The organism is Microbacterium sp. MMO-113 (genome assembly GCF_037148555.1).
In the GTDB taxonomy this organism is placed as follows: domain Bacteria; phylum Actinomycetota; class Actinomycetes; order Actinomycetales; family Microbacteriaceae; genus Microbacterium.
Genome location: NZ_JBBCTD010000005.1, coordinates 11,475 through 35,571, shown reverse-complemented (window position 1 = coordinate 35,571; position 24,097 = coordinate 11,475). Strand labels below are relative to the sequence as shown.

At 68.1% G+C, this 24,097-nt stretch carries 21 protein-coding genes and 1 pseudogene; 2 read left to right on the top strand and 20 right to left on the bottom strand.

All coding sequences use genetic code 11. The features are described from left to right. Positions 1-12 precede the first annotated feature (12 nt). From WFJ36_RS16500 to WFJ36_RS16490, 3 genes are read right to left on the bottom strand one after another with little or no spacing between them, the layout of a single operon-like run. Positions 13-528: a hypothetical protein gene (locus WFJ36_RS16500; RefSeq protein WP_336643746.1), complete on the bottom strand. Its 516-nt coding sequence runs from the start codon at positions 526-528 to the stop codon at positions 13-15. Between the two features lie 39 nt (positions 529-567). After that, the gene (locus WFJ36_RS16495) at positions 568-2,064 is read right to left on the bottom strand and encodes an ATP-binding protein (RefSeq protein ID WP_336643745.1); all 1,497 of its coding nucleotides are present in this window, start codon (positions 2,062-2,064) and stop codon (positions 568-570) included. After that, positions 2,061-2,852, bottom strand: coding sequence for a hypothetical protein (locus tag WFJ36_RS16490; RefSeq protein WP_336643744.1), 792 nt, complete (start codon positions 2,850-2,852; stop codon positions 2,061-2,063). The genes WFJ36_RS16495 and WFJ36_RS16490 overlap by 4 nt, the downstream gene beginning before the upstream one ends. A 78-nt stretch (positions 2,853-2,930) precedes the next feature. On the opposite strand from WFJ36_RS16490, the gene WFJ36_RS16485 reads away from it, so the two are divergent. Then, a complete protein-coding gene (locus WFJ36_RS16485) occupies positions 2,931-3,788 on the top strand; it encodes a DUF4062 domain-containing protein (RefSeq protein ID WP_336643743.1) in 858 nt (285 codons plus the stop codon). Positions 3,789-3,793: 5 nt separating this feature from the next. On the opposite strand, the gene WFJ36_RS16480 is transcribed toward WFJ36_RS16485, so the two are convergent. The 17 genes and pseudogenes from WFJ36_RS16480 to WFJ36_RS17170 form a co-directional block, all read right to left on the bottom strand. Then, positions 3,794-5,257, bottom strand: coding sequence for a PrgI family protein (locus WFJ36_RS16480; RefSeq protein ID WP_336643742.1), 1,464 nt, complete (start codon positions 5,255-5,257; stop codon positions 3,794-3,796). A gap of 6 nt (positions 5,258-5,263) precedes the next feature. Continuing rightward, positions 5,264-6,640 (bottom strand): conjugal transfer protein TrbL, encoded by a 1,377-nt coding sequence (locus WFJ36_RS16475; protein WP_336643741.1) that lies wholly within the window; start codon positions 6,638-6,640, stop codon positions 5,264-5,266. Between the two features lie 31 nt (positions 6,641-6,671). Further along, positions 6,672-6,941 (bottom strand): DUF6112 family protein, encoded by a 270-nt coding sequence (locus tag WFJ36_RS16470; protein WP_144796905.1) that lies wholly within the window; start codon positions 6,939-6,941, stop codon positions 6,672-6,674. 126 nt (positions 6,942-7,067) lie between these two features. Further along, on the bottom strand, positions 7,068-7,334 hold the full coding sequence (locus WFJ36_RS16465) for a DUF6112 family protein (protein ID WP_336643740.1): 267 nt from the start codon (positions 7,332-7,334) through the stop codon (positions 7,068-7,070). After that, entirely contained in the window at positions 7,334-8,968 is a 1,635-nt protein-coding gene (locus WFJ36_RS16460; protein WP_336643739.1) for a M23 family metallopeptidase, read from the bottom strand. The genes WFJ36_RS16465 and WFJ36_RS16460 overlap by 1 nt, the downstream gene beginning before the upstream one ends. Positions 8,969-8,980: 12 nt before the next feature. After that, positions 8,981-9,670 (bottom strand): hypothetical protein, encoded by a 690-nt coding sequence (locus WFJ36_RS16455; RefSeq protein WP_336643738.1) that lies wholly within the window; start codon positions 9,668-9,670, stop codon positions 8,981-8,983. A 43-nt stretch (positions 9,671-9,713) separates the two neighbouring features. After that, positions 9,714-10,724, bottom strand: coding sequence for a ParB N-terminal domain-containing protein (locus WFJ36_RS16450; protein WP_336643737.1), 1,011 nt, complete (start codon positions 10,722-10,724; stop codon positions 9,714-9,716). Then, positions 10,721-11,623, bottom strand: a complete 903-nt coding sequence (locus tag WFJ36_RS16445) for a hypothetical protein (protein WP_336643736.1) — start codon at positions 11,621-11,623, stop codon at positions 10,721-10,723. Before WFJ36_RS16445 ends, WFJ36_RS16450 begins: the two co-directional genes overlap by 4 nt. A 93-nt stretch (positions 11,624-11,716) precedes the next feature. Beyond that, a complete protein-coding gene (locus tag WFJ36_RS16440) occupies positions 11,717-12,133 on the bottom strand; it encodes a hypothetical protein (protein ID WP_336643735.1) in 417 nt (138 codons plus the stop codon). Next, positions 12,130-12,834 (bottom strand): DUF2637 domain-containing protein, encoded by a 705-nt coding sequence (locus WFJ36_RS16435; RefSeq protein ID WP_336643734.1) that lies wholly within the window; start codon positions 12,832-12,834, stop codon positions 12,130-12,132. The genes WFJ36_RS16440 and WFJ36_RS16435 overlap by 4 nt, the downstream gene beginning before the upstream one ends. After that, positions 12,831-13,766, bottom strand: a complete 936-nt coding sequence (locus tag WFJ36_RS16430; RefSeq protein ID WP_336643733.1) for a bifunctional DNA primase/polymerase — start codon at positions 13,764-13,766, stop codon at positions 12,831-12,833. Before WFJ36_RS16430 ends, WFJ36_RS16435 begins: the two co-directional genes overlap by 4 nt. Continuing rightward, on the bottom strand, positions 13,766-14,848 hold the full coding sequence (locus tag WFJ36_RS16425) for an ImmA/IrrE family metallo-endopeptidase (protein ID WP_336643759.1): 1,083 nt from the start codon (positions 14,846-14,848) through the stop codon (positions 13,766-13,768). Before WFJ36_RS16425 ends, WFJ36_RS16430 begins: the two co-directional genes overlap by 1 nt. 221 nt (positions 14,849-15,069) lie before the next feature. Beyond that, complete coding sequence (locus tag WFJ36_RS16420; RefSeq protein ID WP_336643758.1) at positions 15,070-15,921, bottom strand: helix-turn-helix transcriptional regulator; 852 nt, start codon at positions 15,919-15,921, stop codon at positions 15,070-15,072. Positions 15,922-16,028: 107 nt separating this feature from the next. Beyond that, positions 16,029-17,297, bottom strand: a complete 1,269-nt coding sequence (locus tag WFJ36_RS16415; protein WP_336643732.1) for an MFS transporter — start codon at positions 17,295-17,297, stop codon at positions 16,029-16,031. Then, the gene (locus WFJ36_RS16410) at positions 17,294-18,949 is read right to left on the bottom strand and encodes an ABC-F family ATP-binding cassette domain-containing protein (protein ID WP_336643731.1); all 1,656 of its coding nucleotides are present in this window, start codon (positions 18,947-18,949) and stop codon (positions 17,294-17,296) included. The genes WFJ36_RS16415 and WFJ36_RS16410 overlap by 4 nt, the downstream gene beginning before the upstream one ends. A gap of 534 nt (positions 18,950-19,483) precedes the next feature. After that, complete coding sequence (locus WFJ36_RS17175) at positions 19,484-19,897, bottom strand: DNA cytosine methyltransferase (RefSeq protein ID WP_442927881.1); 414 nt, start codon at positions 19,895-19,897, stop codon at positions 19,484-19,486. Continuing rightward, positions 19,867-20,250 (bottom strand): annotated as a pseudogene (locus tag WFJ36_RS17170) (DNA cytosine methyltransferase); the annotation flags it as partial. The pseudogene WFJ36_RS17170 and the gene WFJ36_RS17175, both read right to left, overlap by 31 nt. Before the next feature lie 266 nt (positions 20,251-20,516). Between WFJ36_RS17170 and mobF the strand changes: the two are divergent. After that, on the top strand, positions 20,517-24,065 hold the full coding sequence (mobF, locus tag WFJ36_RS16400; RefSeq protein ID WP_442927880.1) for a MobF family relaxase: 3,549 nt from the start codon (positions 20,517-20,519) through the stop codon (positions 24,063-24,065). Positions 24,066-24,097: the final 32 nt, after the last annotated feature.

The following is a 24,097-nucleotide window of genomic DNA, read 5'->3' as shown; positions in this document are numbered from 1 at the left end:
GACCCTGCCCGCTCACGGCGCCACCCGCTGGACGACGACCGTGCCGGAGATACGCCCGAACAGCAGCACCTCCACGACGCCGCCCGAGGCGTCCGCGCTGAGCTGTGCGGGATTGACGAGGGCGCGAGCGACGCCGGTCCCGGCAGCGTCAGTGTGCCCGGTGATGACACCGACGGCCACATCCTCACCCTGCACGAAGCCGTCGCCCTCGACAGTGAAGAACACCGGAAGCGGTGCTGGCTTCTCTGCCTCGGGCTTCGACTGGGTTGCCCGGCGACGGCGGGGAGCGATGATGTCGGTGAAGCTCGTCCCGTCCGCCTCGCGGACCGCGACCCGCACCGCTGTCGTCCGGTCGTTGGTGGCGCGGTCGATGATCTGCCCGAACGAGGATCGCCGCCACGGCGGCGCGAACGGCTCCGGGTCCAGCGGCTTGCCATCAACGGTGACGGCGACCGTGCCGTCCTCGCGCACATCGAGCACGACGAGCGGGATGGACACCGGGACGGATTCGGGCTCGGGTTTCCTCATGGTCGCGAGGTGAGCCAGATGACTCCTGACGCCGCATGTTCAGGATTCGTGCGGGGCACCGCCGGTCATGCGCGCGGTGGTGTCGAAGGCGGCCAGCTCTGCGGGGTGGAGTTGGTGCTGGACGACGAAGGAGCGGTCCTTGATGCGCCAGAGTCCCTGCCCGGTGCCGAGTCCGGGCAAGAGACGCTGTTCGGTGCCGGTGAGTCCGAGCGCGGCTGCAGTGGGGCCGAGTTGGTCGGTCTCTTGCCGGTACACGATCCGGGTCTCGGCGTTCGCCAGGAGGCTATTCGCCAGTGCCCTGTTCGCTGAGCCCAGGTCGCCGACGTTCTCCAAATCGGTGAGCTTGTGGAACACCAGCAGATTCGCCAGCCCGTAGTGCCTGGCGAGCCGCCAGTGCGCGTCCATCCGGCGCAACAGCGCCGGGTGGGACATGAGCCTCCACGCTTCGTCGTAGATCACCCAGCGGCGGCCGCCGTTGGGGTCGAGCAGCGCGGCTTCCATCCACGCCGATGAGCAGGTCATCAGCACCGAAATCAGGGTGCTGTTCTCCGTGACCCGTGACAGGTCGAGGCTGACCATCGGCAGCGACGGATCGAACTTCACCGTAGATGGGCCATCGAACAGTCCGCCGAGGTCACCACGGACGAGGCGGCGCAGGGCATGGCCCACTTCACGGCCGTCTTCGGTGAGCCTGCCGTCCGGGTCGTCGGCAGAGTCAGGGCGCAGCAGCCGGTCGACCACCATCGGCAGGATCGGCACCTCAGCATCGCGCACCGCTCCCGCGAGCGCGGTGTCGATCGCGGTGTGCTCCAGGGGCGTCAGTGGCCGGGCCAGCACGGTCTCGGTGAGCGCGCCGAGCAGATCACGGCGCCGCGCGGCGAGCGTCGTAGCCCATTCCTGATCTGACAGGCCGCCGGGCCGGTAGCCCTCGTCCAACGGGTTGAGGCGGTTGCCCATCCCATGCCCGAGAATGATCGCCCTGCCACCCACGGCCTCAGCCACGCCGCTGTGCTCTCCTTTCGGATCGCCGGGGACGTAGACGCGGTAGCCGAAGGGCAGGCTTCGCGTGTAGAGGCTCTTGGCGAGCGAGGACTTCCCAGAGCCGACAATGCCCGCCAGGATCAGGTTCGGAGCGGTGATGATGCCCCGCTGGTAGAGCACCCACGGGTCGTAGACGAACGATGAGCCCGAGTAGAGGTCTTGGCCGATGAACATGCCGGCCGACCCCAGCCCGGCCTCGGCGAGAAACGGGTACTGGCCAGCGAGCACCGCGCTGGTGTCCTGATGTCGGGGCAACCGGAACCGGCCGGGCGAGCGAAGCATCGCTGAACCTGGCTCACCCGCCGATGGCAGGTAGACTGTGGCGCGACGCTCGGCGCGCTCGGCCTCAGCCTTCGCACGCGACGCTTCCTTCTCCACTTGGCGTTGCTCGGCTATCAGGCGTGCGGCGGCCTCCTTCCGGGCCTTGCGTAGCCGGCGCCGCTCCGAGGCAGGAGCGACGAGGACGGCGGTGTACAGCTTCTCGTCCCGGCTCACAGCGAGAGCCCTCGGGACTGCTTGACCGCGGTGACGCCGGGATGCTCGAACCAGCCGCCCTCACGCACCCCGCTGCGCCGCGCGGTCGTCTCCCGCGCGGGAGCCAAGCGCCGCGCCGGAACGTCCGGTTCGGTGGGCGGGTTGAGGGCGTCTTCAGCCGGGATTAGGTGCCGACGGTAGAGGGCGACGTGCACGGCCTGCGGGTTGTAGGTCATCGCGTAGTCGCCGGTCTCAGCCTGCCGGTCACCGGCGTATGCGGGTGCGGAGTCGTGGACATCGCCGCCCTCCATCGCCGCATCGGTGGTCTCGGTGCCGTAGTCCCACTGAGACAGATGCTCGATGCCCGCTTCGGCGCCTTTGGCGTCGATGAGGTCGAGCACCTTGTCGGCTTCCTGGCCTTGGAGGAACACGATGCCGATCCATCGCTCCACGAGACGATCATGCGGGTTCCACACAATGCGGCCCGAGTGCGTCATCGCGGCATTGAGGCGGTCGTGGGCTTGGTCGATGAGCGTGCCGGCCTGGTGCAACTCGTCGGCCGCGGCCAGCGCCTCGACCGAGCCACCGCGGTACTCGCGGGACTCATCGGTGACCTGATGTTGTCGGCTCAGATGCGCGGCAGCGAGCTGGTCAAGCACTTGCCGTAGTGATCGCAGCCCGCCGAGCAGGTCACCGATCACTGCGTAGGTCTCGGACGGGTCCTCGAAGGTGCGGCTTGCGTGCGCGAGCGCGCGCAACGCCTCATAGGCTTCGCCGGCATCGGCAGCAGAGTTGTTGAACGTCGGCATGACGGCCTCCATGACTTTGGTACCTGGCAGGTGCGCGCCGCCGGTCCGATGTCAGTTCCCCTCCGTAGGCTGGTATCTATGCCGTACATCGCCACCGTGTTGCGCGTGATGATCGCCTCGCCCTCAGACGTGCCTGAGGCTCGCGACGCTGTCGAGAAGGCGGTGCATGGTTGGAACGACGCGAACGCGAGGAACAAGAGCGTGATCCTGCAGCCGTGGAGGTGGGAAACCTCGGCAGTTCCTGTCATGGGCGCTCATCCGCAGAAGCTCATCAACGCGCAAGGGGTCGATGATTCTGACATCGTGTTCGCGCTGTTCGGTGGACGACTCGGCTCACCAACGCCTGACGCCATTTCGGGAACGGCCGAGGAAGTGGACCGGGCCTTGGAGCTGGGCAAGCCAGTCCATCTCTACTTCTCGACCGCCCCGTTGCCGAACGACATCGATACCGCGCAACTCGATGCTCTCCGTGCGTTCAAGAAGGACATGCAGGATCGTGGGCTGCTCGGCGAGTTCAACAACCCCGAGCAGCTCAATCACGAGGTTTGGAAAGCCATCGAACATGACATCGTGACCTTGAACCTGGCTTCGATACCTGCCTCACTGCCGACGCCGAGTGGAGTGGACTTCTTGGTGCAGCCTCATCAAGAGCGTGAGATTTCGGGAATGAATTCGAAAGGTGCTCCGCGCTACACGACGAAGCGGTGGCTCGACGTATCGAACGCAGGCTCAACCGATGCTGAGAACGTGACTTTCGAGGCCGTTCACGACGGCTACATGATCTTGATGGGTCCCAAGGAGCCGACGACGATCCACAAAGGCCAGAGCAGACGCTTTCCGGTGCAGTATGCCGCTGGAGGTTCTGACGGCGCCCGACTCCGTATCCGATGGACTGAGGACGGCGAAGACAAGGAGTGCGACTTCCACGTCGGGTAGCTCCGTCACACCGTCCGGCACAGCGGCAGCGCCGCCGCCGTGAACGCCGCGGCCTGCTGGCCGACGAGCCGACGGGTTTCGCAGGACGCCTGGATCGCGGACTGCTCAATCGCCGCGGTCGCCGCTTCCAGTTCGTCGAGCGTGGGCGCGGAGACGCTGACGAGGCCCGACACGCGGAGCACCCCGTGGCCGGCGGTCAGGTCGGCTTCTTGTTGGAGCACGTCTTGGTACTCGGCGGTCTGCGCGGCGTCCTCGATCTGCCCCATCCGGGCACGTTGCGCGGCATCCGAGATGTGTTCGACCTTCTTCTTGCGGATGTCGCGGGCGGCTTGGTCGGAGCGCATCGGGGTGTAGATCAGCGACACCGATCGTTGGATGCCGGTGGACAGCAGCACCGGGGCCAGGAACCCCGGATACACCATCGACCTCGGCCACTCCGAAACCCACAGCACGGCGTGCCAGGCAGAATCGGTGCGCAGATTGTCCCAGGTCTCTGTCACCGCGACCGGGCCGGCGGCGGCGAGCTCCTGTCCGAGCCGTCCGTGTCGTTCCAGCGTCGCGGCGACGGCCGGGTCGTAGGCCGAGCGCAGGATCACCGCGATCTGGCCGGGGCCGAGCCAGCCGGTCGGGGTCAGGTCCGCTGAGCGCAGCGCGGCGGTGAGGGTCGCCATCTCCTGGCGGAGCACGGCGGCGGCGCCGCGGATGCCGCCGCCTGCGGTTCTGATCTGCCGGGCGGCCGTCTTCATGTCCAGGGACAGGCTGATCGTGGTCGCGTGCCGTTCTCCGGCGGGGCCGGCGCGTTCGATCAGTTCGGCGTAGGTCTGGGAGGCCCAGGTGTCGTCGGTAGTGCCGTGCTCGGCCCACCACTCGGCCAGACCGCTACCGGAGTCCGGCAAGGTACGTTCGAGCACTTGCAGGGTCGCGATCCGCCCCGAGCGGCACACCGTCGCGAGCACCCGCCCCCAGGCAGTGACCCGGCGTTCCTGCTCGCCGGGGTCCAGCAGCACGAACGCGGGATGGGTGGCTTCGCAGATCACCGTGAGCGTGCCCTGGCGGGGGTCGTGGATCATGCACGCCCCGGTCTCGGGGTCCAGATGCTCCCGCAGCCGGGCCATGTCGCCGGGCAACGCCAGGTTCCCGGCCGGGCGGGGTGTGACGACCCTTCGCCGGTAGAGCAGTTGCCCGCCGGTCGTGCGCCACAGCCACCAGCACGCGACCGGGAGCCATTCGACCATCGGCCGCCCGGCGACAGGCACCCAGGTCAGGACCGCCGCGAGCACCCACACCGGCGCGGTGTAGGCCAGCAGCATCCCGGCCCCGCCGTAGAACGCCGCCAGCGCGGTCAGCCCGCCGATGCCGAGGGTGATGAGCTGCGCGACCGAGAGGCCGAGCAGCACGCCCCGGCGGGTGAGCCGGCTGAATTTCATCGGCGTCAGCTCGCTACCAGGCACCTTCTGTTCGGTAGGCATGGTCGTTCACTCCTTCGCGGTCTGCCGCGGGTCGGACTTGGGGGGTGCGGGGGTCCGCGGCTGCGGAGTTGATGGCTGTGGCGGCGTCTTCGATGGCGTGGTGCTGCCGCCGTGGACCTCGGCGCCGCTCGCGGCGGTCTCGGCTTGACCGGCGACGGCCTGGCCTGTCTTCGGTCCGGCTTCGGCGGCGCCCTTGACGACCTGCGCGCCGATGACGACGGCTGCGGCAGGTCCCGCCGCCGCGCCCGCGCCTGCACTCGTACCGGCCCCAGCGCCCGCGCTTCCCCCGGCACTCGCTCCTGCCCCTGCGCCGCCAGCACCGCCACCGGCGGCGGGTGCGGGCGTCTTGGGCGGTGGTGTTCCGCCGGACCCGCCCTCGGAGCCACCGCCGGAACTGCCGCCGCCCTTGGGGTCATCGAGCACCTTCTTGGGCTCGCTGCCGCCCTTGAGCCCGGATGGGATCGGGAGCGGACGGTTGAGCGCGTTCTTTGCCTCCTGCTCGGTTCCCATCTGCTGGTAGAGGTCGAAGCCGATGAACGACACGAAGCGGTAGACCATGTAGGGCGCGAACGCGGCGATGCCCATCAGGACGATGCCGGTGATCGGCTCGGTCACGGCGGCGATGTCCGCCTCGATCGGGGTGGCAATCTGGGTGATCGCCAGCAGGAAGATGACGACCAGCACCAGCTTGGAGACGATGAGGGCGATGACGAATGCTGCCCATTTGCCGATCCAGCCGCGGGTGGCGTCCCAGGACGCGCCTGCGAACGCGATCGGCGCCAGCACGACGCCGACCAGCAGCAGAGCCTTGCGGATCAACAGCGAGAACCAGACGATGAAGACGGCGGCGATCATCAGCCCGGCCAGGAAGATCGTGACAATCGCCCCAACACCAGGGGCGGCGATGTTGATGCCCGCGAGTCCGGCGGCGAGCAGGATGATCTTGTCGCCCATCGTCTCGGTGGTCTCCCCGGAGGCCTGGATGATGCCGATGCAGAGTTGGTCCACGATTTCCAGTGCGAGCGCGGTCAACGTAACGACGACGAACGCGCCGAGCACCGACTTCGCGGCACCGAGTGCGGCACGAGACAGCGCGGTCGGGTCGCGCTTGATGAGCCCGGTGATGAGTTGCAGGCAGAAGAAGATCAGGACGAGGAAGACCCCGATTCCGAAGATCAGGTTGTAGACCGCGGTGAATCCATCGGCGGTCACGTCGACCAGGGTGGTCGTGTCGAACACGGCCCACATCGCCTCGATCAGCCAGCCGGCCGCGCCGCCCATCGCCTGGGCGAGCCAGTCGAACGGGGCAGCCACGACCGTTGCAGCGGCCTCGCCGGCGACATCGCAGACGGTCGAGATGATCGGCACATCGCAGACGCTCATCGCGAATCTCCTGCCGTGAAGCCTGGCGGCCTCAGACGGCCTGGCCGACGTTCCAGAAGAAGTTCACGAGCGTCACCGCCGCACCGCACACCACGGCGGCGCCGCAGGAGATGAGCACGCCCAGCTTGCCGCGTCCGGCCAGATGCGGGTTCGAGCTGTTCGAGCCGTAGGCCCACACGATCGCGGAGACGATCAGGGCGAGCACGGCGAGGATGAGGCCGATGGTCATCACGGCGCCGACGATGGTGCGGAGCTGTTCGATGCCGGGCAGTCCGGAGCTGTTGGGGTCGATGTCGATCACGGTGGTTACTCCCTCGCTGAGCAGTTGGCTTGTGACGGCGAGGTGAACCAGGAGGCGACTGGCGCGAGCAGGCAAGAGAACGGCCCGCCCCAGGCAGAGAGCGGGCCACACGGGATCGTCAGACGGTCAAAACTGGTTGCCGAGGGCGATGAGCCAGTTCACCCATGCGACCCCGGCACCGGCGAGGGCGGCTGCGCCGACGCCTACCAGCACGCCGACTCTGCCCTTGGCCGCGAGGGAGTGGTTGCCGTGCGAGGCGCCCAGCGCCCAGCAGATCGCCGAGACGATGACCATGAGCACGGCGACCAGCAGCACGATCGTCAGCAAGGCTCCGATGACCTGTTTCAGATCGCCGATGCCGCCGAGTCCATCGAAGTCGGGGAAGACGCCCATCAGGCGCCCACCTTGACGGTCACGTGCAGGTGGTCGTAGTGCCCGCCGGTCACGACGCAGGGGTCGTGCATGCCGCCGCCGTTGTAGGGGCGCCAGCCTTCGGCATCGCGGGACAGCGACCAGATTTGGCCCTGCCAGATCAGGTACTCGACGCCGAGAGATTCGGCGTGGTCCTTCATCCAGTTCGTGACCCGCCAGCCGTCCTCGAGCTGCACAGGCGTCGGGTGCGTGCCGATCCGGTTCCCAAAGGTGATGTCACAGGCCCTGCCCAGCGGATGTTCCGATGTCGTGCCAGGCCGGGGCGAGTAGCAGGCCCAGGAGGTGTCGGGGAACGCGGCGCGGGCCTGAGCCATGAGGTGCGCCATCCGCGCGGTGATCTGCCCGTCGCTGGTGGGGTCATCGACCATCTGGTCGGGGTCACCGTCCAGCGGTGCGGGATCGCCCGGCGTGCCGCCCGTGGTGTCGCATCCGTTCGGGCTGCCCACGCTGGCTTCGGGCAGGTCTGCCGCGTTGTGGTCGTTGAGCCACTTGGCTGCGTCGATCGCCTCGCCGCTCGTGCCGCCGGGCCTGACTTCGAAGTGCAGATGCGGCCCCGTTGAGTTGCCGGAGCTGCCGACATCGCCGATGTGCTGACCGGCGACCACTCGATCCCCGCGCGAGACGTGGATGCCGTGCTCCCACATGTGGGCGTAGGCGGTTGCGACGGTCTGGCCGTCGATCTGATGCTCGATGACGATCAGCCCGCCGTACCCGCCGCTGAACTCCGCGACCGTCACGGTCCCGTCCGCGGCAGCGAGGATCGGCGTGCCATCAGGGGCGGCGAAGTCCGTGCCGGTGTGGAACGAGGGCTCACCTGTGATCGGGTGGATACGCGGCCCGAACTCGCTGGTGAGCACCCATGTCCCCTCGGGGAGCGGGAACACCACGCGAGCGGACTGCGCCACCGGCCCCGCGGCGAGCACGACGCTCGCTGGGCCAGCCTCGCCTCTGCCGCCGGTGAGGGCGGCGAGGATGGCTTCAGCGACCGGCTCGTAGTTGCGGTAGCGATCTGGGTAGGCCGACACCTCGACGGCTTGCGCGGCCTCGCCGGGGTCCATCTGCTGCCAGCCCGGAATGTCCAGCAGACCGCGCGGGCTCGGGTAGTTCGGGCCGGTCGGGCCGCCGAAGAACGCCCGCGCCTGATACTGCGGGTCCATCAGTTCCGCGACGGTGCCCCAGCCCGACTGCGGCCGCATCTGGAACAAGCCGAGTGAGTCGTGATCCGAGCCGTTGCCGTCGTTCGCGTAGTTGCCGCTCTCGGGGTACGCGCTCGTGTTCGCCAGCATTCGCAGGGTGGACTCGGTGAGCGCAGCCATCAGCGCGATCCTGATTCCGGGCCGGCCCACGCCCTCGATCCCGCCGCCGATCGTGATGATCGTGGCCGCGTGCGTGAGCTGGGTCTTGTTGGGCGTGAAGGTGGTGCCGTCTCGGGTGGTGACGGTCAGCGAATCGGGGACATTCGCCACAGTGACGCTGCCGCCCGGGACGACGCAGCTCGCCGCCGCCGGGTTCATCAGTACGCCGGTGGCGAGCAGGATGCTGGCCGGCCCGAACAGCACGAACGCGAGCCCAAGAATGAGGAGCCTCTTCGCCATGACGACTCCCGGCTATCGGAGCGGGTTGTCGAGCTGCGATAGGCGCAGCACATGACACAGGCCGGTGCGGAACTGCGGTGCCGGCGGCGGGCAGGCCAGGAACACAGTGAAGCTCACCGAGTGCTCCGAGGTCACCGGTTCGCCGTTCCAAACGCCCTCGCGATGGCGGGTGCCTTCGATCGTGACCGCGGTGGCACCGGGCGGGAGCTGGCCGGGCTGCGCCTGCTCGACCGCCTGATCCCACGCCTCGGGCACGAAGGAGTCGTCGATCACCAAATGCTGAGTCGTGGCGTACTGGCGCAGCTCGATCCACGCCTCACGGGAGGGCAGGTAGGCGGCGATGTCGGAGGCGAGGCCGGCCTGCTCGGTGCCGGAGGGGTCCCCGACCTCCAAGATCGCGGCGGAGTAGTCCAGCGGCATCAGCCCCGAGCCGGTGTCCCAGGCGAACAGCGCCTCAACGACGTTGCGGGCGAACGCATCCGGGTCGTGCGAGGGGATCACCCGCGGCGGCCCCGATGTACTGGGTTCGGACTCACCCGGAGCGGTGACGGTCGGAGTCGGGTCGGGAGAAGGATCGTTCGTCTGTCTCGGGCCGGTGATGAGCCCGTACACGCCGACGCCGACCAGGAGCAGCAGCACGAAGCCGGCGGCGATCACGGCGATGAGGCGGCCACGGGACCAGGAGGCGGGATTCGTCTTCATGTCCGCCAGGTGAGCCCGCCCGCGACTGGCGCGTAGGTGTGGTTCAGAGGGCGCGCAGCAACGGCCGATCCTGTTGTGCCTCTGTGCGGGCGGTGCGGAGCCGTGCGGCGAACTCGGTGGTGCCCTCGACGGTGGCGAAGAACGCCTCGATCTGCTCGTCGGTGAGTTTCGCGGCCAGCTCGTCCACGTCGTAGTGGGTCCACCAGGCGTCCATGTCACCCCAGGTCAGCACGAACGCGCGCACCGAGAACCGCGCCGGCCGCTCATCCGCGTCGACCGGACGGCGAGACCGTGCGGCCGGCTTCGCGGCCTTGCCGGCCTTCGCGGCGTGGACACGAGCGAGTGCTTGGTCAGCCAGCTCGTGCAGTTGGCGATCCCGCTCGGTCGCATCCTCGGCATGCGCGTCGCGGAGGCGTTGGAAGATCGGGTTGACCGGCGCTCCGGCCTCGATCTGAATCAGCCCATCGCGCGCCTGGGCGCGCATCTGCGCCGGCATGGCGGGGTCTTCTGCCAGGCGTTGCAGGAATCCGATCTGCTCCAGTCTGGTGTAGGAGGACGAGCCTGTGACCATGCGTGCCGCCTGCGCGCGGGCGTCCCCGAGCTGACCGGGGACGGGTGGTCCCGCCGAATCGGCGGGACCATGCTTTCCGGGCTCGTGACCGTCTCGGAACTGGGTGGCAGCCTTCCTCCGGGCGGCGTCCTCGGCCATGAGTTCCTTGATCTCCCGGTACAGGCCGGCGGCCTCGATCGGTGTCAGCGGCTTGTGAAGCTGGTTGTCGTCCTGTTCGGCCAGCAGATGCCCGAGCCGGTCGGAGATGCCCGAGCGCACCCACACGCTGACCCGCCGCTGGCCGAGCTTCTTGATCGCCGCGAGCCGGCGTGCCCCGCACACCAGCGTCCCGTCCGGGGTGATCGTCGGCGGCTGCAACAGACCGTCGCGCTCGATCGACGCGACCAGCGCGTCGAGGTCGCCCAGGTCGGTGCGATGCCGGTGACCGACGGTGATGGACTCCACCGTCCGCTCCAGCTCGATGTGCCCGGCAGGAGTGCTCATCCCGCACCCCGCGACTTCTTCGTGCCCCGGTCGTGGGTGCCCGGCACCGCCAAGGAGAGCGTGAGCACGAGGTCGTCGTCACGCAGCAGCAGCGGCAGGGTCTCGCCGATCAGCAGCCGCAGCAGCAGGCCGCGTCCCGCGCCGGTCGCCGCCAGCTCCGTTCCCGGGGTGCCGAGCAGGGCGCGCAGCAGCACCGCCCACGAGCGGCTGGGCAGATCGAGCAGCGCCCGGGCGTGCTTGTCGCGCCGCAGCGTCTCGTAGGCGGTGTGCCGGTTCCCGACACAGGTCAGCGCCACGCAGACATGCTCTACCGCCGCTCGCGCGGTCCCGGCGGGCCAGCCCAGCAGCACCAGCAGCGTGATCGCATCCTTCACGGCCGCGGTCGCGCTCGTCACTCCTGAACTGTCGCGATCCGGCGGCGCCGTCTCGTTATGCTCGCCGTGATGCGCGTCGGTGACGTGGAAGGCCGGGTGGTAGTCGTCCAGCGGGTTCTCACGGTCGGAGAGACGCTCGGGGTCGTGGAACACCGAATAGCGGGGCCGGCGGGCCTGGTGGGTCGAGCACAGCAGACCTTGGCCGCGTTCCTCGGCGATGCAGGTGATCCGCACCGCGTGGGTGACGACCGCCCACGGATCATCGGCCGTGCGGGCGGCCTTGGTGCGCATCACGTCGAACGCCGCTGACGCGGCCTCCCACGGATCGAGGTGATGCTTGTGCGCAAGCGCTGCGTACTTCTCGGCGGCGAACGCCATCAGCTCCGCCGCCGCCGGGTCTCGCTCCCAGGCACCGCGACCGGCGGCGTGGAGCCGATTCAGCAGGGCGCGCAGCCCCTCGCTGCTGCGGTAGTCCTCAGCCGATCGATCGTCGCGTGCGTCGGTGGGCGTGGTGTCGTTGGTCATGGTCGGGGCACCTCCTAGCGAGCAGGTGCACCCGCAGGCGACTGCGGGTTCTACCTCGACCAAGAGGGCGTCCATGACTCATCACCACCCGGGCTACCGCATCCCGACCCCGGACCGGACCTGGCCCTGATCGGAGCCGCTGTGGCGTCCGAACGCCGATAGCGGCGGCAGGTGTCGGGCGCGCTCACCGACCCACCGCGCGCCCTTCTCGATCGGAGCCCGAACCTTGCGGCTACCGGCCGCGGTGAGGTCGATGCCTCGGCGCGACAACGCTCCACCGCTCCGGGCGAACAGGTCGGTTGGGCGCACCCAATCCACGCCCCGGCCCCGCACCTGCGCCAACTTCTTCTTCGCCGCCTTGCGGGAGGCGGCTTCCTTCACCGCATCCGGCGTGCCCAGCGCCTCCGCATTCTCAGACGGGCTTGACGTATCCCTTGCCGGCTGAGCCTGTTCAGGCGCGGCGTACTGGCGATACTGATCGGCCGGATTGGTGATGTCGTCGTGGTTCATCGTGCAGTTCCTTCCATCACGAGCTCGGACCCGGTCAGGTCCGCCTCATCGGTGTGGTGAGCGCCGCGCGTGTCGGCCGTGCCAGCCCGAGGCAGCCACCGGCCGACCGTCGAGGGATGCACGTCGAGTTCGCGGGCGATCCTCTTGTTCGACCAGCCCCGCTCCCGCAACTCGGCCGCCAGCGCCCGGCGATCGTCGCCGTCGTGATCCTCCAGCGGCTTGGCGGAGGAAGATGGAATCGGCGGTACGGCAGCCTCACCGAAGGCCGTGTGTTCGTGTGCGGCCTCGGGTTCAGAGGCACGGGTGGAGCGGATTAGAACGACCGTCAGGTGCGTGCTCGCCAGCAGCATCAACGGTGGCACCGCAGCCACGCACCCGGCCAGGAGCGCGGGCACGCCCGGCTCAGCGGTGACCGTGGCGTGCATGACGTTTCCGGCCACGGACACTCCGGTGGCGGCGATGAGCAGCAGCCACGGATACCAGGCCGAGCGGTGCCCGTCGAGCGCGAACGCCGCCACCGTCGCGACTACGATCAGACCATCGACGATGAGCGGCCATGCCCATGCCTGTCCCTCTGCGACCCCGGAGCGGCGCGCCAGATCGGTCAACGCGATGAACGACAGCCAGAACGCGAACCCGGCGATCCCGACGGTGCCTCCGGTCGCCGTTGCCACCGCCCAGTGGCGCGGCATCCCCTTCATGGCAGCTCCCTCGATGCGGGCACCCGCCGTTCGGGAACGCGATGAACGGACCCGGCGGCGAGCGGGTCCAGGGTCTGGCCCGAGCGGTTCTGATGAGAAGCGCCGGCACCGACGCTGCGGTAGGCGCTGTAGACGGTTCGCGTGATTTCCCGCTCGCCGAAGTCCGGCTGCTCGGCCCGGACCAGCGCATCGAGAGCATCGCCCACCGGCACGTTGCCCTCCGCCAGACGACACGCGGCCCAGAACAGCTTGTAGTTGCGGTCGCCCTTGACCTGACGCGCTAACCACGTAGCGAGCCGGTCCGCATCCTCCCGCCCGGCGACGCCGCGGTTCTCAGGCACAGGACGGCGCGGCGGTGCAGGGGCGAGGAAGTTGCGTAGCCGCACAGCATCCACCGGCTTCACCAGACCGGCGGCGACCTGCTCGACCCGGTACGGGATGCGTGCGCCGTCGAGCATGCGCACCGAGGACGGAGCGATGATGTAGCCGCCGTCACCGCGGCAGTCGACGCCGGCCTTGCCGACCGCCCACGACCGTTGCTCTTGGGCTGGGTCGGCTGGGAAGTAGGCGTGCCGCCCGCCGGTCGGCGTGGTCACTGTCGCCAGCGGCTCAGGGATCAGGCCCGCGCGAGCGGCACGCGCGTATGAGGTGTATCCGTTTGTGCCGTGCACATCGATGTCGATCACGACCAGCCCCGACGCGGCGCCGGTGGGGATGCCGATGTTCGCAGTTGGTTGCCACCGCCACCAGCCCTGCACCCGCTGCAGATCATCCGTCGCCTGCTGGAAACCCGAAGGGACGAGCGGCGTCTTCTCGCCCGGCGCGCAGGGAAAGACTGGTACCCCAGCCCGTGCCAGTTCGCGCGCCGCATCCGGCAACGACAGACCGTTGAGCCGGTCAAAGACGGTGGCGAGTGCGTCGGGGGCGACCATCACAGCCCTCGCCCCGGCGCTGCTTGCACCCTCCGTGATTCTCGCTCGGGTAGCGGCGCTCGGTCCGGTGCCCGCTCGGGTTCCGAGTGTTCGGGTCCGGCATGTTCGGGTCCGTCGATCCGTAGCGACACCGGGTTGCCGTTGCCGAGCTGGATCGTGTCGAGCTGGCTCAGGACGTCCGTGGCGGTGCGCCGGACCTTCTCGCCGGTGTCGCGGATGACCTGCACCGGGTCCTTGCCGTCCACGTTCGCCGCCCATCCGGCGACGTAGGGGATCGTGTAGTCGCTGGTGTCCATGCCGTGCGCGGCGGCGATCATCAGCGCCAGCGACTCGGCTTCGACCTCGCCGATCCCGCGATGCTGGCGGGCCTCCTGCTGGTTCGGCCCGTGCATCCGGGCATGACCCAGCTCGTGTGCGAGTGTCTTCACCTGCGCGGCCGGGTCCATGTCGGTACGCACGAGCACCTGACGGGTCTCGTAGTCGGTCATGCCGTTCGCGCCGCGGATCGCGTCGCTGTCCGGCATCCGCAGCACCTCATAGCCCAGCGACTCGACCTGGCTGGCCAGCCCGTCCCACAGGCCGGCCGGCGCCTCGCCTTCCAGCAGCTTCGGGCGCGGCAGTTCCGGCAGTTCGGCACCGTGCGTCCGCGACACATCCCAGACATGAGCGGGAACGACGTTCACGACCCGGCGTTGCACGACTTCACCCGGACGTGGACTCTGCCCCTTCGCCAGCCGTCGCCACGAGGCCGGGTCCTTCGGCGTCGCCGTGGCGAACCGCACCCGGACCGGCGCGCGAATCTCATAGCCACCGCCGGCCTCGGCCCAGCGGCCCATCTTCTTCCAGTCCTGAAACCCAGCCACCCATGTCGGCGTCGGCGTCGGCACCCGGCCCTGCTCGTAGGCTTCCAGGTGCTGAGCCCAAATCAGCAGCGTGTTGTTGAACGAGCGCGACCGGAACCGCGCGGCGAACTCCATCGCCCGCCGCCAGTCCTCACCCGACACCAGTTCCTCGACCGAGCGCACGATGCGTTCTTCGAGAGCTTCCAGCTTCGCTTCCCGCGTCTCATTCCTCATCGCCATCGCCTGACCTCCCTCCACCTGGGCCACCCCGAGAAGGAGCAGCCGTGCGACCACGAGGTACGCCGGGCTGATCAGGAACACGAGACGGACGACGGAACGAGACTGGCGACCGTCAGGCTCCGCGACGAACCCGACGAGTCCCTACCGGATTACCGGAGCGCACAGGAGCTGTGGGGCGGAGGTGGCTGATCCTGCGGATATGACCTGGCTGCATGCGCGTTTCACCCGGACGCGGCAGCAGCTCGCGTGCGGGCAATTGCTCGGTAGCGGCTCGGTGCCACCCCGACGCTACGACGGAACTGACGTGCCGCGAAATCAGGATCGCTCCACCCCACCTCACGGGCGACCACCGCGATCGGCGCGTCTGTGGTGCGCAGAAGACCCGCCATCCGCTCGGCTCGCAACATCGTCAGATACGCGATGGGGGACTTCCCGTACGCATCCACGAACACGCGGCCGAGCTGTGACTTCGACAGATGCACCTCGTTGGCGAGGTCCGTCACCGACCAGCGACGCACCGGGTCCGCCCGCAACAGCTCGGCGACCGTCCGCGCTTCGGTCCGTAGCGGCGAGAGTCCGCGTCGCCGTGGCTGAGTGGGCCAGGTCGTTTCGCGCTGGGTTGAGGACTCGCGGATCGGTGTCGTCTTGACGAACGGAGTCAGGACGTGAACGATCGAGAACCATAACGCTTGTATTCGATGGAAGTTCGCCACCGGTTTATCCTCAACGCTCAGTGCGACCAGCTCGTCTAGCCAGGGCATCAACGTCCCTGCCCGGTCCTCACCAAGTCGGAGAACCTGGGCTGGCTCGGTATAAGTCGTCGCAAAGAAGTCTTGCGCGTCAAGTCGATCCTGCAACAAGCCGAGGTACTGCCAGAACACCTGGTCGACCACATAATCAGTGTTCGCGAAGATGGTGGTCGACGTGACGTGGCCCTCTGGCTCACTCCCGCATAGGACGTTCGCGCCGAGCACGACGACGTCGCCAATATGGACGGGTCGCTGCCCGAACTCACTGAACAGCACCGCAGACCCGGAGCGGACGATGACAACCTTTATGCAGTCATACGCCACTGGACCGATCGGACGGTGCTCGGTCCGGGTCAGGGCCGTGATGGGCGAGCGTGCGCTTCGCTCGTGTATCTCAAATCCCGACATGGCCTTGCTCGGACAGTTGCATCTCAGCGTTCGTCCAGCGGGTGTCCCATCTCGCTTTGGCGCATTCGTCCCGCCAGCATCGCGATCAGTGCGAGGGCGGGTGGAGCAAGCCCGGCGATGATGAAGATCACCGGGATGGGTATGAGCAGCGAGAGCGGCCCTGCGATGGCGATCGAGACAGGCATGAACGCGATCGAGACGAAGAAATCGAGGCTCGCGACTCGGCCGATCATGTCGAGCGGCACGAGGCGTTGCAGCAGGGTTCCCCAGACGACGACACCGGCCCCCGTCGCTGCGCCGACGATGAACAGCGCTGCGAGCATCACCACCAGGTTGTCGGCGATGCCGATGACCACGAGGGGGAGAGTTCCGCCGCCCCAGCAGGCGATCATGAAGGTGAGGTAGCGACGCGGGAGTTTCAGCGACGACACCAACAGCGAGCCGATCGCGCCGCCGATCCCGAACGCGGCGAGAAGGAAGCCGAACGTGGATTCGGCGTCCTCGAATCTGTCGCGGGTGACGAAGGGCAAAAGCACTTCGATTGGTCCCTGGATGATGAGGGCGAGCGAGGAACCGAAGATCAGCGTCCAGAGCAACCAGCGAGTGCGAACCACATAGTTCACGCCTGCTCGAAGGTCGCCCCATACGCTCGTGCGCTGATCCGGAGAGGTGATCGTGGTCGGCTCGTCGCGCCTGCTGAGGAACAGGGTGAGGATGAACGCGATCGCGTACGACGCTGCGACGATGACGGCCCCGATGGCGGGGAAGAACATGCCGACGATGATGCCGCCGAGGGCGGGGCCAAGGCCCTGCCCCATGGAGGGGCGCAGAGCGCCTTCGAGTCCGTTCGCGGCGAGCAGTTGCTCAGGCGGAAGCACCTGGGGCAGATAGGCGCTGTAAGCGGGGTAAAAGAACGCGCTGCCTGCGCCCATCGCGAATGAGGCGACGCCGACGTGCCACAGCTCGATCGTCCCGGTGAGAGACAGTGCCGCCACCGCGGTCATCACAGCAGCTGTGCATCCCAGCACGGTGATGATGATGCGGCGTTTGGAGAACCGATCGGCGACAACGCCACCCAGGATCGAGAAGGCGAACAGGCCCAAGCTCATCCCGGTTGCGACCGCTGAGAGCACGAGCGGGCTGTCATCGAGCGCGAGCACGTGGAAGACCATCACGATGGTCCACATGCCGGTGCCGAAGACCTGGATGCCAACCGCGGCGAAGAGCAGGCGATAGTCCCGCGAAGCCAGTGGTCGCAGGGCACGCATGCGGTTGAGATTCTTGTCGCTCATACCAGCGCCTCGCCTTCGACCATCGATGTCAGTTGCAGGCTCGGCCAGTCGCTCACGTCACGGAGCAACTGTCGGTCGTGGGTTGACAGGACGACCGCTGCTGCTGTCGCTCCGAGCGCGTCGGTGAGTTCGTCAACGAGCGCGATGGAGAGGTGGTTGGTGGGTTCGTCAAGCAGCAACACGTGCGGGCGCGCCGCCAGGACGAGCGCCAGATCGAGCCTGCGCTGCTGTCCCATCGAGAGCTCGCCCACTCGCTTTCCCGCCTCGCGTGGACGCAGGAGACCAAGCTGAGAGAGCCCGATGGCATCCGACTCCTTCAAAGCGCCTTCAGACACAAGCGCGCCGATGTGCGTTGCGTACACCTCGCTCGCTCTACGATCAGGCGGCAGGGTCGTCTCCTGATGGAGAAAACCCAAGCGCGTACTCGGAGACATCCGAACGCTTCCCGTGTCCGGCTGCATCTCCCCGCCGACCACGCTCAGCAGGGTGGACTTACCTGCACCGTTTGCGCCGGTCACGACGAGGCGTCCACGGTGCGACAGCGTGAACGACACCGACTCTCTCAACCGTCCGGTGACAGCGACGTGATCGACGCTCAGGAACACCGCGCCGGTTCGTGTGGGGAGGTCGGGGAACCGGAAGACCTGAGGCGGTTCCGGCACGATGACGGCGTGTGCTTCGAGTGCTTCCTGGCGTCGGTGCACGTTCTGCACAAGCCCGCCCGCGCGGGTCGCTCGCCCGTGCTTGTTGGTGCCCTTCTCCGGCCTCCATCCCGAGACGAGTCGGTTCTGCGCGGCGCTGAGGCTGTCCTGCAACCGAGCGTGCTCGGCCTGCTGGCGGTCGTAGTCCTGCTCCCAGCGTTCCCGCTCGGCAAGGCGTCCTTCCCTATAGCTGACGTAGCCGCTTCCGTAGACGCGCGGGCGATCGTCCGGTGTCGGGTCGAGGTCGACGATGGTCTCCGCGATGTCAGCCAGGAGCGCCCGATCGTGGCTGACGACGACGACACCGCCGCTCCGCGCTCGGAGCTGCGCGGTCAAGAACTCAAGTCCACTTCGGTCGAGGTGATTGGTGGGCTCATCGAGCAGCAGGAAATCGTGATCGGCGCCCAGGAGGCATGCCAGCCGTACCCGATACCGCTGTCCGACCGACAGGTCGGCGAGCACCTTGGTCGTGTCCGTCTCTGCGTCGAGTGCTTCGAGTGCGATCTGCACGCGCCGTTCGGCATCCCACGCATCGAGCGCTTCGGCATGTTCCAACGCGGCGGCGTACTCCTCCGCCGCGCGGTCCGTGTTACTCGCGAGAGCGAGAGCGGCGGCGTCGAGTGCCGTCAACGCTGCGAGGGGTTCTGCTATCGCCTCCGAGACAGCCTGCCCTACGGTTCGACTGTCAGCGGCGGTCATCTCCTGTTCAGCGACACCGATAGTGCCGAGGCACTGGACCGTTCCGCTGTCTGGGGCAAGCGAGCCGGCGAGCACATGCAGGAGAGTCGACTTCCCCCGCCCGTTCTCTCCCACGATCGCGATACGCGATGAAGAAGTGAGGGTGAGGTCGACGTGATGGAGAACGGGTGTGGCGCCTCGTGTGAGGGACACGTCCGAGGCGATGAGTTGAGCGCGCTGGCGCGCCGGATGACGGTCGGTAGGGGTAAGCATTCGAGTCCTTCAAGACGACGCACCACAAGCCATAGGCAGACGGGTACGCAAATGACGGCGACCCCGAAGGGGTCAGAACAAGCGACCGCCGCAGACTCGGATTACTCAACGAGCGCGGTAGGTCTACTCAGCCGTCACAGGAAGTACAAATGCATGGTGTCACTGTACCGCATGGTGGCGACGTGCCCCCCTCCGCCTAGCTACGCGATCGCAAGAAGGGTGCGGAGCGCGTGCACCGTATGGGCAGGTACGACGCCGTTGCCGAGGGCGGTGAGCTGTTGGGGTGGGGTGGGGTGAGGCCGAGGTCGGTAGCCCATCTGTCGGGCAGGCCCTTGAGCCATTCCACGAAACGGGGCGCTGGCCGGCACTGACCGCCATCGTTCAGGAGAGCGGGCGAGGGTGCTTCTCCTCCTGTGAGGTGTTCCCATCATCGGATTGCCAGGGTGTAACGTCCCAGCGTCGATGAGCTGCTCGATCAGCGGCACAGCAGTTCCGGGTCCCGATGCCGCCGTGGACCCGTTGGCCCGTTCGCAGTCAGGTCGATGCCCTGGTGGGACGGAGCGATTGTGCCGCGCCGGGCGCGAACCCGGTCCAGGCTCTCCCCGCCGCGGGCGGCGTCGGAGGCCAGCGGGGTCCGAAACAGCGGCGGCGGGCGACGATGAAGATGCGAAAGCGGGTGTGGGGTTCTCCGATGTCGGAAGCGGGTAGGCCGAGCCAGTGGGCGTCGTACCCGAGGTCGGCCAGATCACCGAGTACGGCGCCAAGTGCCCGTAGAGGTCGAGCTGGCTGATCTCCCAGATGCCACGGGTCGGATTCCACACCGCGAACGGCAGCGCCGTCGATCGGGGTTGCCGGGATGGGGTTGCGTCCATCGGGGCTGTTTCCTTCCGGGTGGGGCGGGTCGCGGCGGCGGAGAGCAGGCCCCGGACGTTCTCGGCGACGACCCATTCCGGTTGCAGCATGTCGATCGCCTCTGCCATGCGCGCCCACAGGCCCGAGCGGGTACCGGGATGCAGGCCTGCCATGCGCCCGACCGTGGACACGTCCTGGCAGGGGAACCCGCCGCAGATCACATCGACCGGCTCGACCTCATGCCAGTCGATCGTGGTGATGTCGCCCAGGTTCGGCACGCCCGGCCAGTGGTGGGCGAATACGCGCGCCACCACCGGGCTAAACTCGGAGAACCACACCGTTTCCCCGCCGAAGACTTCCTCTACGGCGAGGTCGAGTCCGCCGTAGCCGGCGAACAGTGACCCGATCCGCAGACGACGGTCGTGGGTCTCGTCGTTTGGCTGGTGCATGAGGATTCCCACAGATCGGTGATCCCCGGCCGTCGTCCTCTCGGAGAATCGACACCGGGCTGGTCACCTGCCAAGTGCTCGCCGCACCTCCGGCCCTAACGGCCTTGAGACGGACTGTCGCCGTTCTTAGCTCGACCCATCTCTGAGCTGCCACACGTCTTTCAGACGAGGCCCACGTCGCCCAAGGGCGGCGTGACGGAGGGACGCCGCCCCGGTCAGTCGTCGCCTACCTGCCGCCAGAAGGAGGCGCGACGGTGACAGTTTCGATGCGTGTGATGTCGGCTGGCGACGGCTACAAGTACCTGCTGAAATCCGTCGCCGCGGGGGATGGCGACCGTTCGCTCTCGACACCGCTGACCCGCTACTACGCCGAGGCGGGCACACCGCCGGGATTCTGGATGGGTGCAGGTCTGGGCCGTCTCGGGAATGGCGAGCTGGTTGAGGGCGCCCAGGTCTCGGAGGCGCAGCTACAGCTCTTGATCGGGATGGGCCACGATCCGATCACCGGCGAGCCGCTGGGACGTGCCTATCAACAGTTCGCCTCTATCGCCGAACGGGTCAAGCAGCGCGTCGATGCGCTCGATCCCGAGCTTGGGCCGGCGGCGAAGGCGCGGGAGGTTGCCACGATTGAGGCTGAGGAAGCCGAGCGTGGTACCCGCCGCGCGGTGGCCGGGTTCGACTTCACGTTCAGCGTCCCGAAGTCGGTCTCCGCAATCTGGGCGGTCGCGGACGCCGGCACGCAATCGCTGATCGCAGAGGCCCATCACGCGGCGGTTGCAGAACTGGTTGCGTTCCTCGAACGAGAGGTTGCAGCAACCCGCGTGGGCGCAACCGGCCCGGACGGAGCGGTTGTACACGTCGATGTCGCCGGCGTCACCGCGGCCGCGTTCGATCACTACGACAGCCGCTCCGGCGACCCCCAGCTCCACACGCACGTCGTCATCAGCAACAAGGTGATTACCGTCCAAGATGGCCGCTGGCGAACCCTCGCCGGCCGGCCGATGCACTCCGCGGTTGTCGCCGTCTCCGAGTTCTACAACGCGGCCTTGGCCGACCGGCTCACCCTCACCCTCGGGCTGGGGTGGGAGGTGCGGGAGCGCGGTCGGGATCGGAACCCGGCGTGGGAAATCGAGGGCGTGCCCGACGAGCTGGTGTCCGAGTTCTCCACCCGCTCCCGGTACATCGAGGCCGAGAAAGATCGGCTCATCGCCGAGTACGCCGCCAAGCACGGCCGCCAGCCCTCCGCCCGGACGGTGCTGAAACTACGCGCGCAGGCAACCCTCGCGACACGACCGGAGAAGCAGGTCAGGTCGCTGGACGACCTCACCGGCGAGTGGCGGCAACGCGCGACCCGCGTGCTCGGGAAGGACGCGACCGGATGGGCGCGCGCCATCACTGGCGTCGATACGCCTCGCCGGGTGCTCCGTGCCGATGACGTGCCGCTCGACATCGTGCATGAGGTCGGACAGACCACGATGGAGACGGTCGGTGAGAAGCGTTCGACCTGGACACGCTGGAATCTGCACGCCGAAGCCTCCCGACAGTTGATGGGCTGGCGGTTCGCCAGCATCGAAGACCGCGAAGCGATCACCGGCCTCGTCGTGGATGCCGCCGAACGTGCCTCGCTGCGGCTCACTCCGCCCGAGTTGGCGACCAGCCCGCTCGAGTTCCGCCGCCCGGACGGGACCACCCGTTTCCGGCCCCGGCACTCGACCCTGTTCTCATCCGAGGCGCTGCTGGCCGCCGAAGACCGCCTCCTAGCCCGCGCCGACACGACGATCGGCCCCACGGTGCCGTTGGAGACGGTGGAGCGGATCGCCCGCAAACCTGATGCGCGTGGCCGGGTGCTCGGGGAGGATCAGGCCGCCGCCCTGGCCGCGATTGCCGTTTCGGGGCGGGTCGTGGACGTACTGGTCGGCCCGGCTGGCGCCGGGAAGACGACCGCGATGTCGGCGTTGCGGCGAGCGTGGGAGAAGGAGCACGGCGCCGGGTCCGTCGTCGGGTTGGCGCCCTCGGCGGTTGCCGCGCAGGTCCTCGCCGATGATCTGGGGATCGCGACGGAGAACACGGCGAAGTGGTGGCAGAACCACCTCGTGCATGGAACCACGTTCGAGGCGGGTCAGCTCGTCATCATCGACGAAGCCTCCCTCGCCGGCACTGCATCGCTGGACCGGATCACGCACGAGGTCGAGAAGGCCGGCGCGAAGGCCCTGCTGGTCGGAGACTGGGGTCAGCTCCAATCGGTCGACGCCGGTGGATCGTTCGGGATGCTGGTTCACGCTCGCGATGACGCGCCGGAGCTTCACGATCTGCACCGCTTCACCCACGCGTGGGAGAAGACGACCTCCTTGCAGCTCCGTCACGGCCGTGCCGAGGCGATCGACACGCTCATCGAGCACGGCCGGATCACCGGCGGCGAAGCCGAGACGATGATCGACGCCGCCTATACCGCGTGGCAGCGCGATCTTGCCTCCGGCCTCGCATCGATCCTCGTAGCCGAGACTCAGGAGACGGTCACGACGCTCAACGCGCGAGCGCGAGCCGATCGGATCATCGACGGGCACGTGAACTCGGCCCGTGAGGTCGCCCTGCATGACGGCACCGCGGCCTCCGAAGGTGATCTGGTCATCACCCGCCACAACGACCGGCGGCTGCGCAACGGCAGGACATGGGTCCGCAACGCGTCACGGTGGATCGTCACCGCCGTCCGGGAGGACGGAGCAGTGAGCATTCGCCCCGCCGCGCGTAGGTTCGGCGGCGGAATCGTCCTACCCGCCGACTACGTTACCGAGCACCTGGACCTGGGCTACGCGATCACAGCACACCGGGCGCAGGGCGTGACCACGCAGACCTCGCACGTCGTTGTCACCCCGACGACCACACGGGAGAACTTCTACGTCTCCATGACGCGCGGTGCGGAAGGCAACAACGCCTACGTTGCCATCGACCGTGAGGATCACGAGCACATCGAACCGCACCCCGACGACAACCCCAACGTCACGGCCCGCAGCGTCCTTTACGGCGTGCTCCAGCACGTCGGCGCGGAGCTGTCGGCGCACGAGACGATCACCGCCGAGCAGGAGCACTGGGGCTCGATCACGCAACTCGCCGCCGAGTACGAGACCATCGCGCAAGCCGCACAGCACGATCGCTGGGCCGCTCTGCTTGCGGCGTCCGGTCTTACGCCGGAGCAGATCGGCGACGTGCTGGATTCCGATGCCTACGGTGCGTTGTCGGCCGAGCTGCGGCACGCAGAGGCCAATCACCACGACCTCGATGCTCTGCTTCCGCGGCTCGTCGGTGCCCGCAGTCTGGAAGACGCCGACGACATCGCCTCCGTGATCCACGCCCGCCTCGCGCGCGCCACCACAAGACCGGCCAGTTCCGGTCGCACCCGCAAACCACCGCGAATGATCGTCGGCTTGGTCCCCGATGTGGGCGGGGCGATGGCAGACGACATGCGCCAAGCTCTGGATGAGCGCCGCGACCTCATCGAGCACCGCGCCGACGCCGTGCTCCACAGCGCCCTCACCGATAAGGAGCCTTGGACCGCGAAACTCGGTGCCGAACCCAAGGAAGCGAAGCGGCGGGAGGCGTGGAGACGTGCCGCGCGCACGGTCGCGGCCTACCGCGACCGCTACCAGATCACCGACGACCGCAGCCCGATCGGTCCGGCGCCGGAGAGCACCAGCCAGAAGATCGACGCCGCACGAGCACGCGCCGCTCTCAACCGCGCGCAGTCCATCGCGAGCGACGACCCGACGAGGGAGCGGATGCGGCCGACCGCCGTGACCCGATCCGCCCCGAGCCTCTGACCCGACCCGGCGAGAGGGGAAGCAACTGAAGT

Coding starts and splice junctions, on each gene's coding strand:
- WFJ36_RS16500 (WP_336643746.1), bottom strand. CDS start 528: ATGAGGAAACCCGAGCCCGAATCCGTCCCGGTGTCCATCCCGCTCGTC.
- WFJ36_RS16490 (WP_336643744.1), bottom strand. CDS start 2,852: ATGCCGACGTTCAACAACTCTGCTGCCGATGCCGGCGAAGCCTATGAG.
- WFJ36_RS16485 (WP_336643743.1), top strand. CDS start 2,931: ATGCCGTACATCGCCACCGTGTTGCGCGTGATGATCGCCTCGCCCTCA.
- WFJ36_RS16480 (WP_336643742.1), bottom strand. CDS start 5,257: ATGCCTACCGAACAGAAGGTGCCTGGTAGCGAGCTGACGCCGATGAAA.
- WFJ36_RS16475 (WP_336643741.1), bottom strand. CDS start 6,640: ATGAGCGTCTGCGATGTGCCGATCATCTCGACCGTCTGCGATGTCGCC.
- WFJ36_RS16465 (WP_336643740.1), bottom strand. CDS start 7,334: ATGGGCGTCTTCCCCGACTTCGATGGACTCGGCGGCATCGGCGATCTG.
- WFJ36_RS16460 (WP_336643739.1), bottom strand. CDS start 8,968: ATGGCGAAGAGGCTCCTCATTCTTGGGCTCGCGTTCGTGCTGTTCGGG.
- WFJ36_RS16455 (WP_336643738.1), bottom strand. CDS start 9,670: ATGAAGACGAATCCCGCCTCCTGGTCCCGTGGCCGCCTCATCGCCGTG.
- WFJ36_RS16450 (WP_336643737.1), bottom strand. CDS start 10,724: ATGAGCACTCCTGCCGGGCACATCGAGCTGGAGCGGACGGTGGAGTCC.
- WFJ36_RS16445 (WP_336643736.1), bottom strand. CDS start 11,623: ATGACCAACGACACCACGCCCACCGACGCACGCGACGATCGATCGGCT.
- WFJ36_RS16440 (WP_336643735.1), bottom strand. CDS start 12,133: ATGAACCACGACGACATCACCAATCCGGCCGATCAGTATCGCCAGTAC.
- WFJ36_RS16435 (WP_336643734.1), bottom strand. CDS start 12,834: ATGAAGGGGATGCCGCGCCACTGGGCGGTGGCAACGGCGACCGGAGGC.
- WFJ36_RS16430 (WP_336643733.1), bottom strand. CDS start 13,766: ATGGTCGCCCCCGACGCACTCGCCACCGTCTTTGACCGGCTCAACGGT.
- WFJ36_RS16425 (WP_336643759.1), bottom strand. CDS start 14,848: ATGGCGATGAGGAATGAGACGCGGGAAGCGAAGCTGGAAGCTCTCGAA.
- WFJ36_RS16415 (WP_336643732.1), bottom strand. CDS start 17,297: ATGAGCGACAAGAATCTCAACCGCATGCGTGCCCTGCGACCACTGGCT.
- WFJ36_RS16410 (WP_336643731.1), bottom strand. CDS start 18,949: ATGCTTACCCCTACCGACCGTCATCCGGCGCGCCAGCGCGCTCAACTC.
- WFJ36_RS17175 (WP_442927881.1), bottom strand. CDS start 19,897: ATGGGTCGTCGCCGAGAACGTCCGGGGCCTGCTCTCCGCCGCCGCGAC.
- mobF (WP_442927880.1), top strand. CDS start 20,517: ATGCGTGTGATGTCGGCTGGCGACGGCTACAAGTACCTGCTGAAATCC.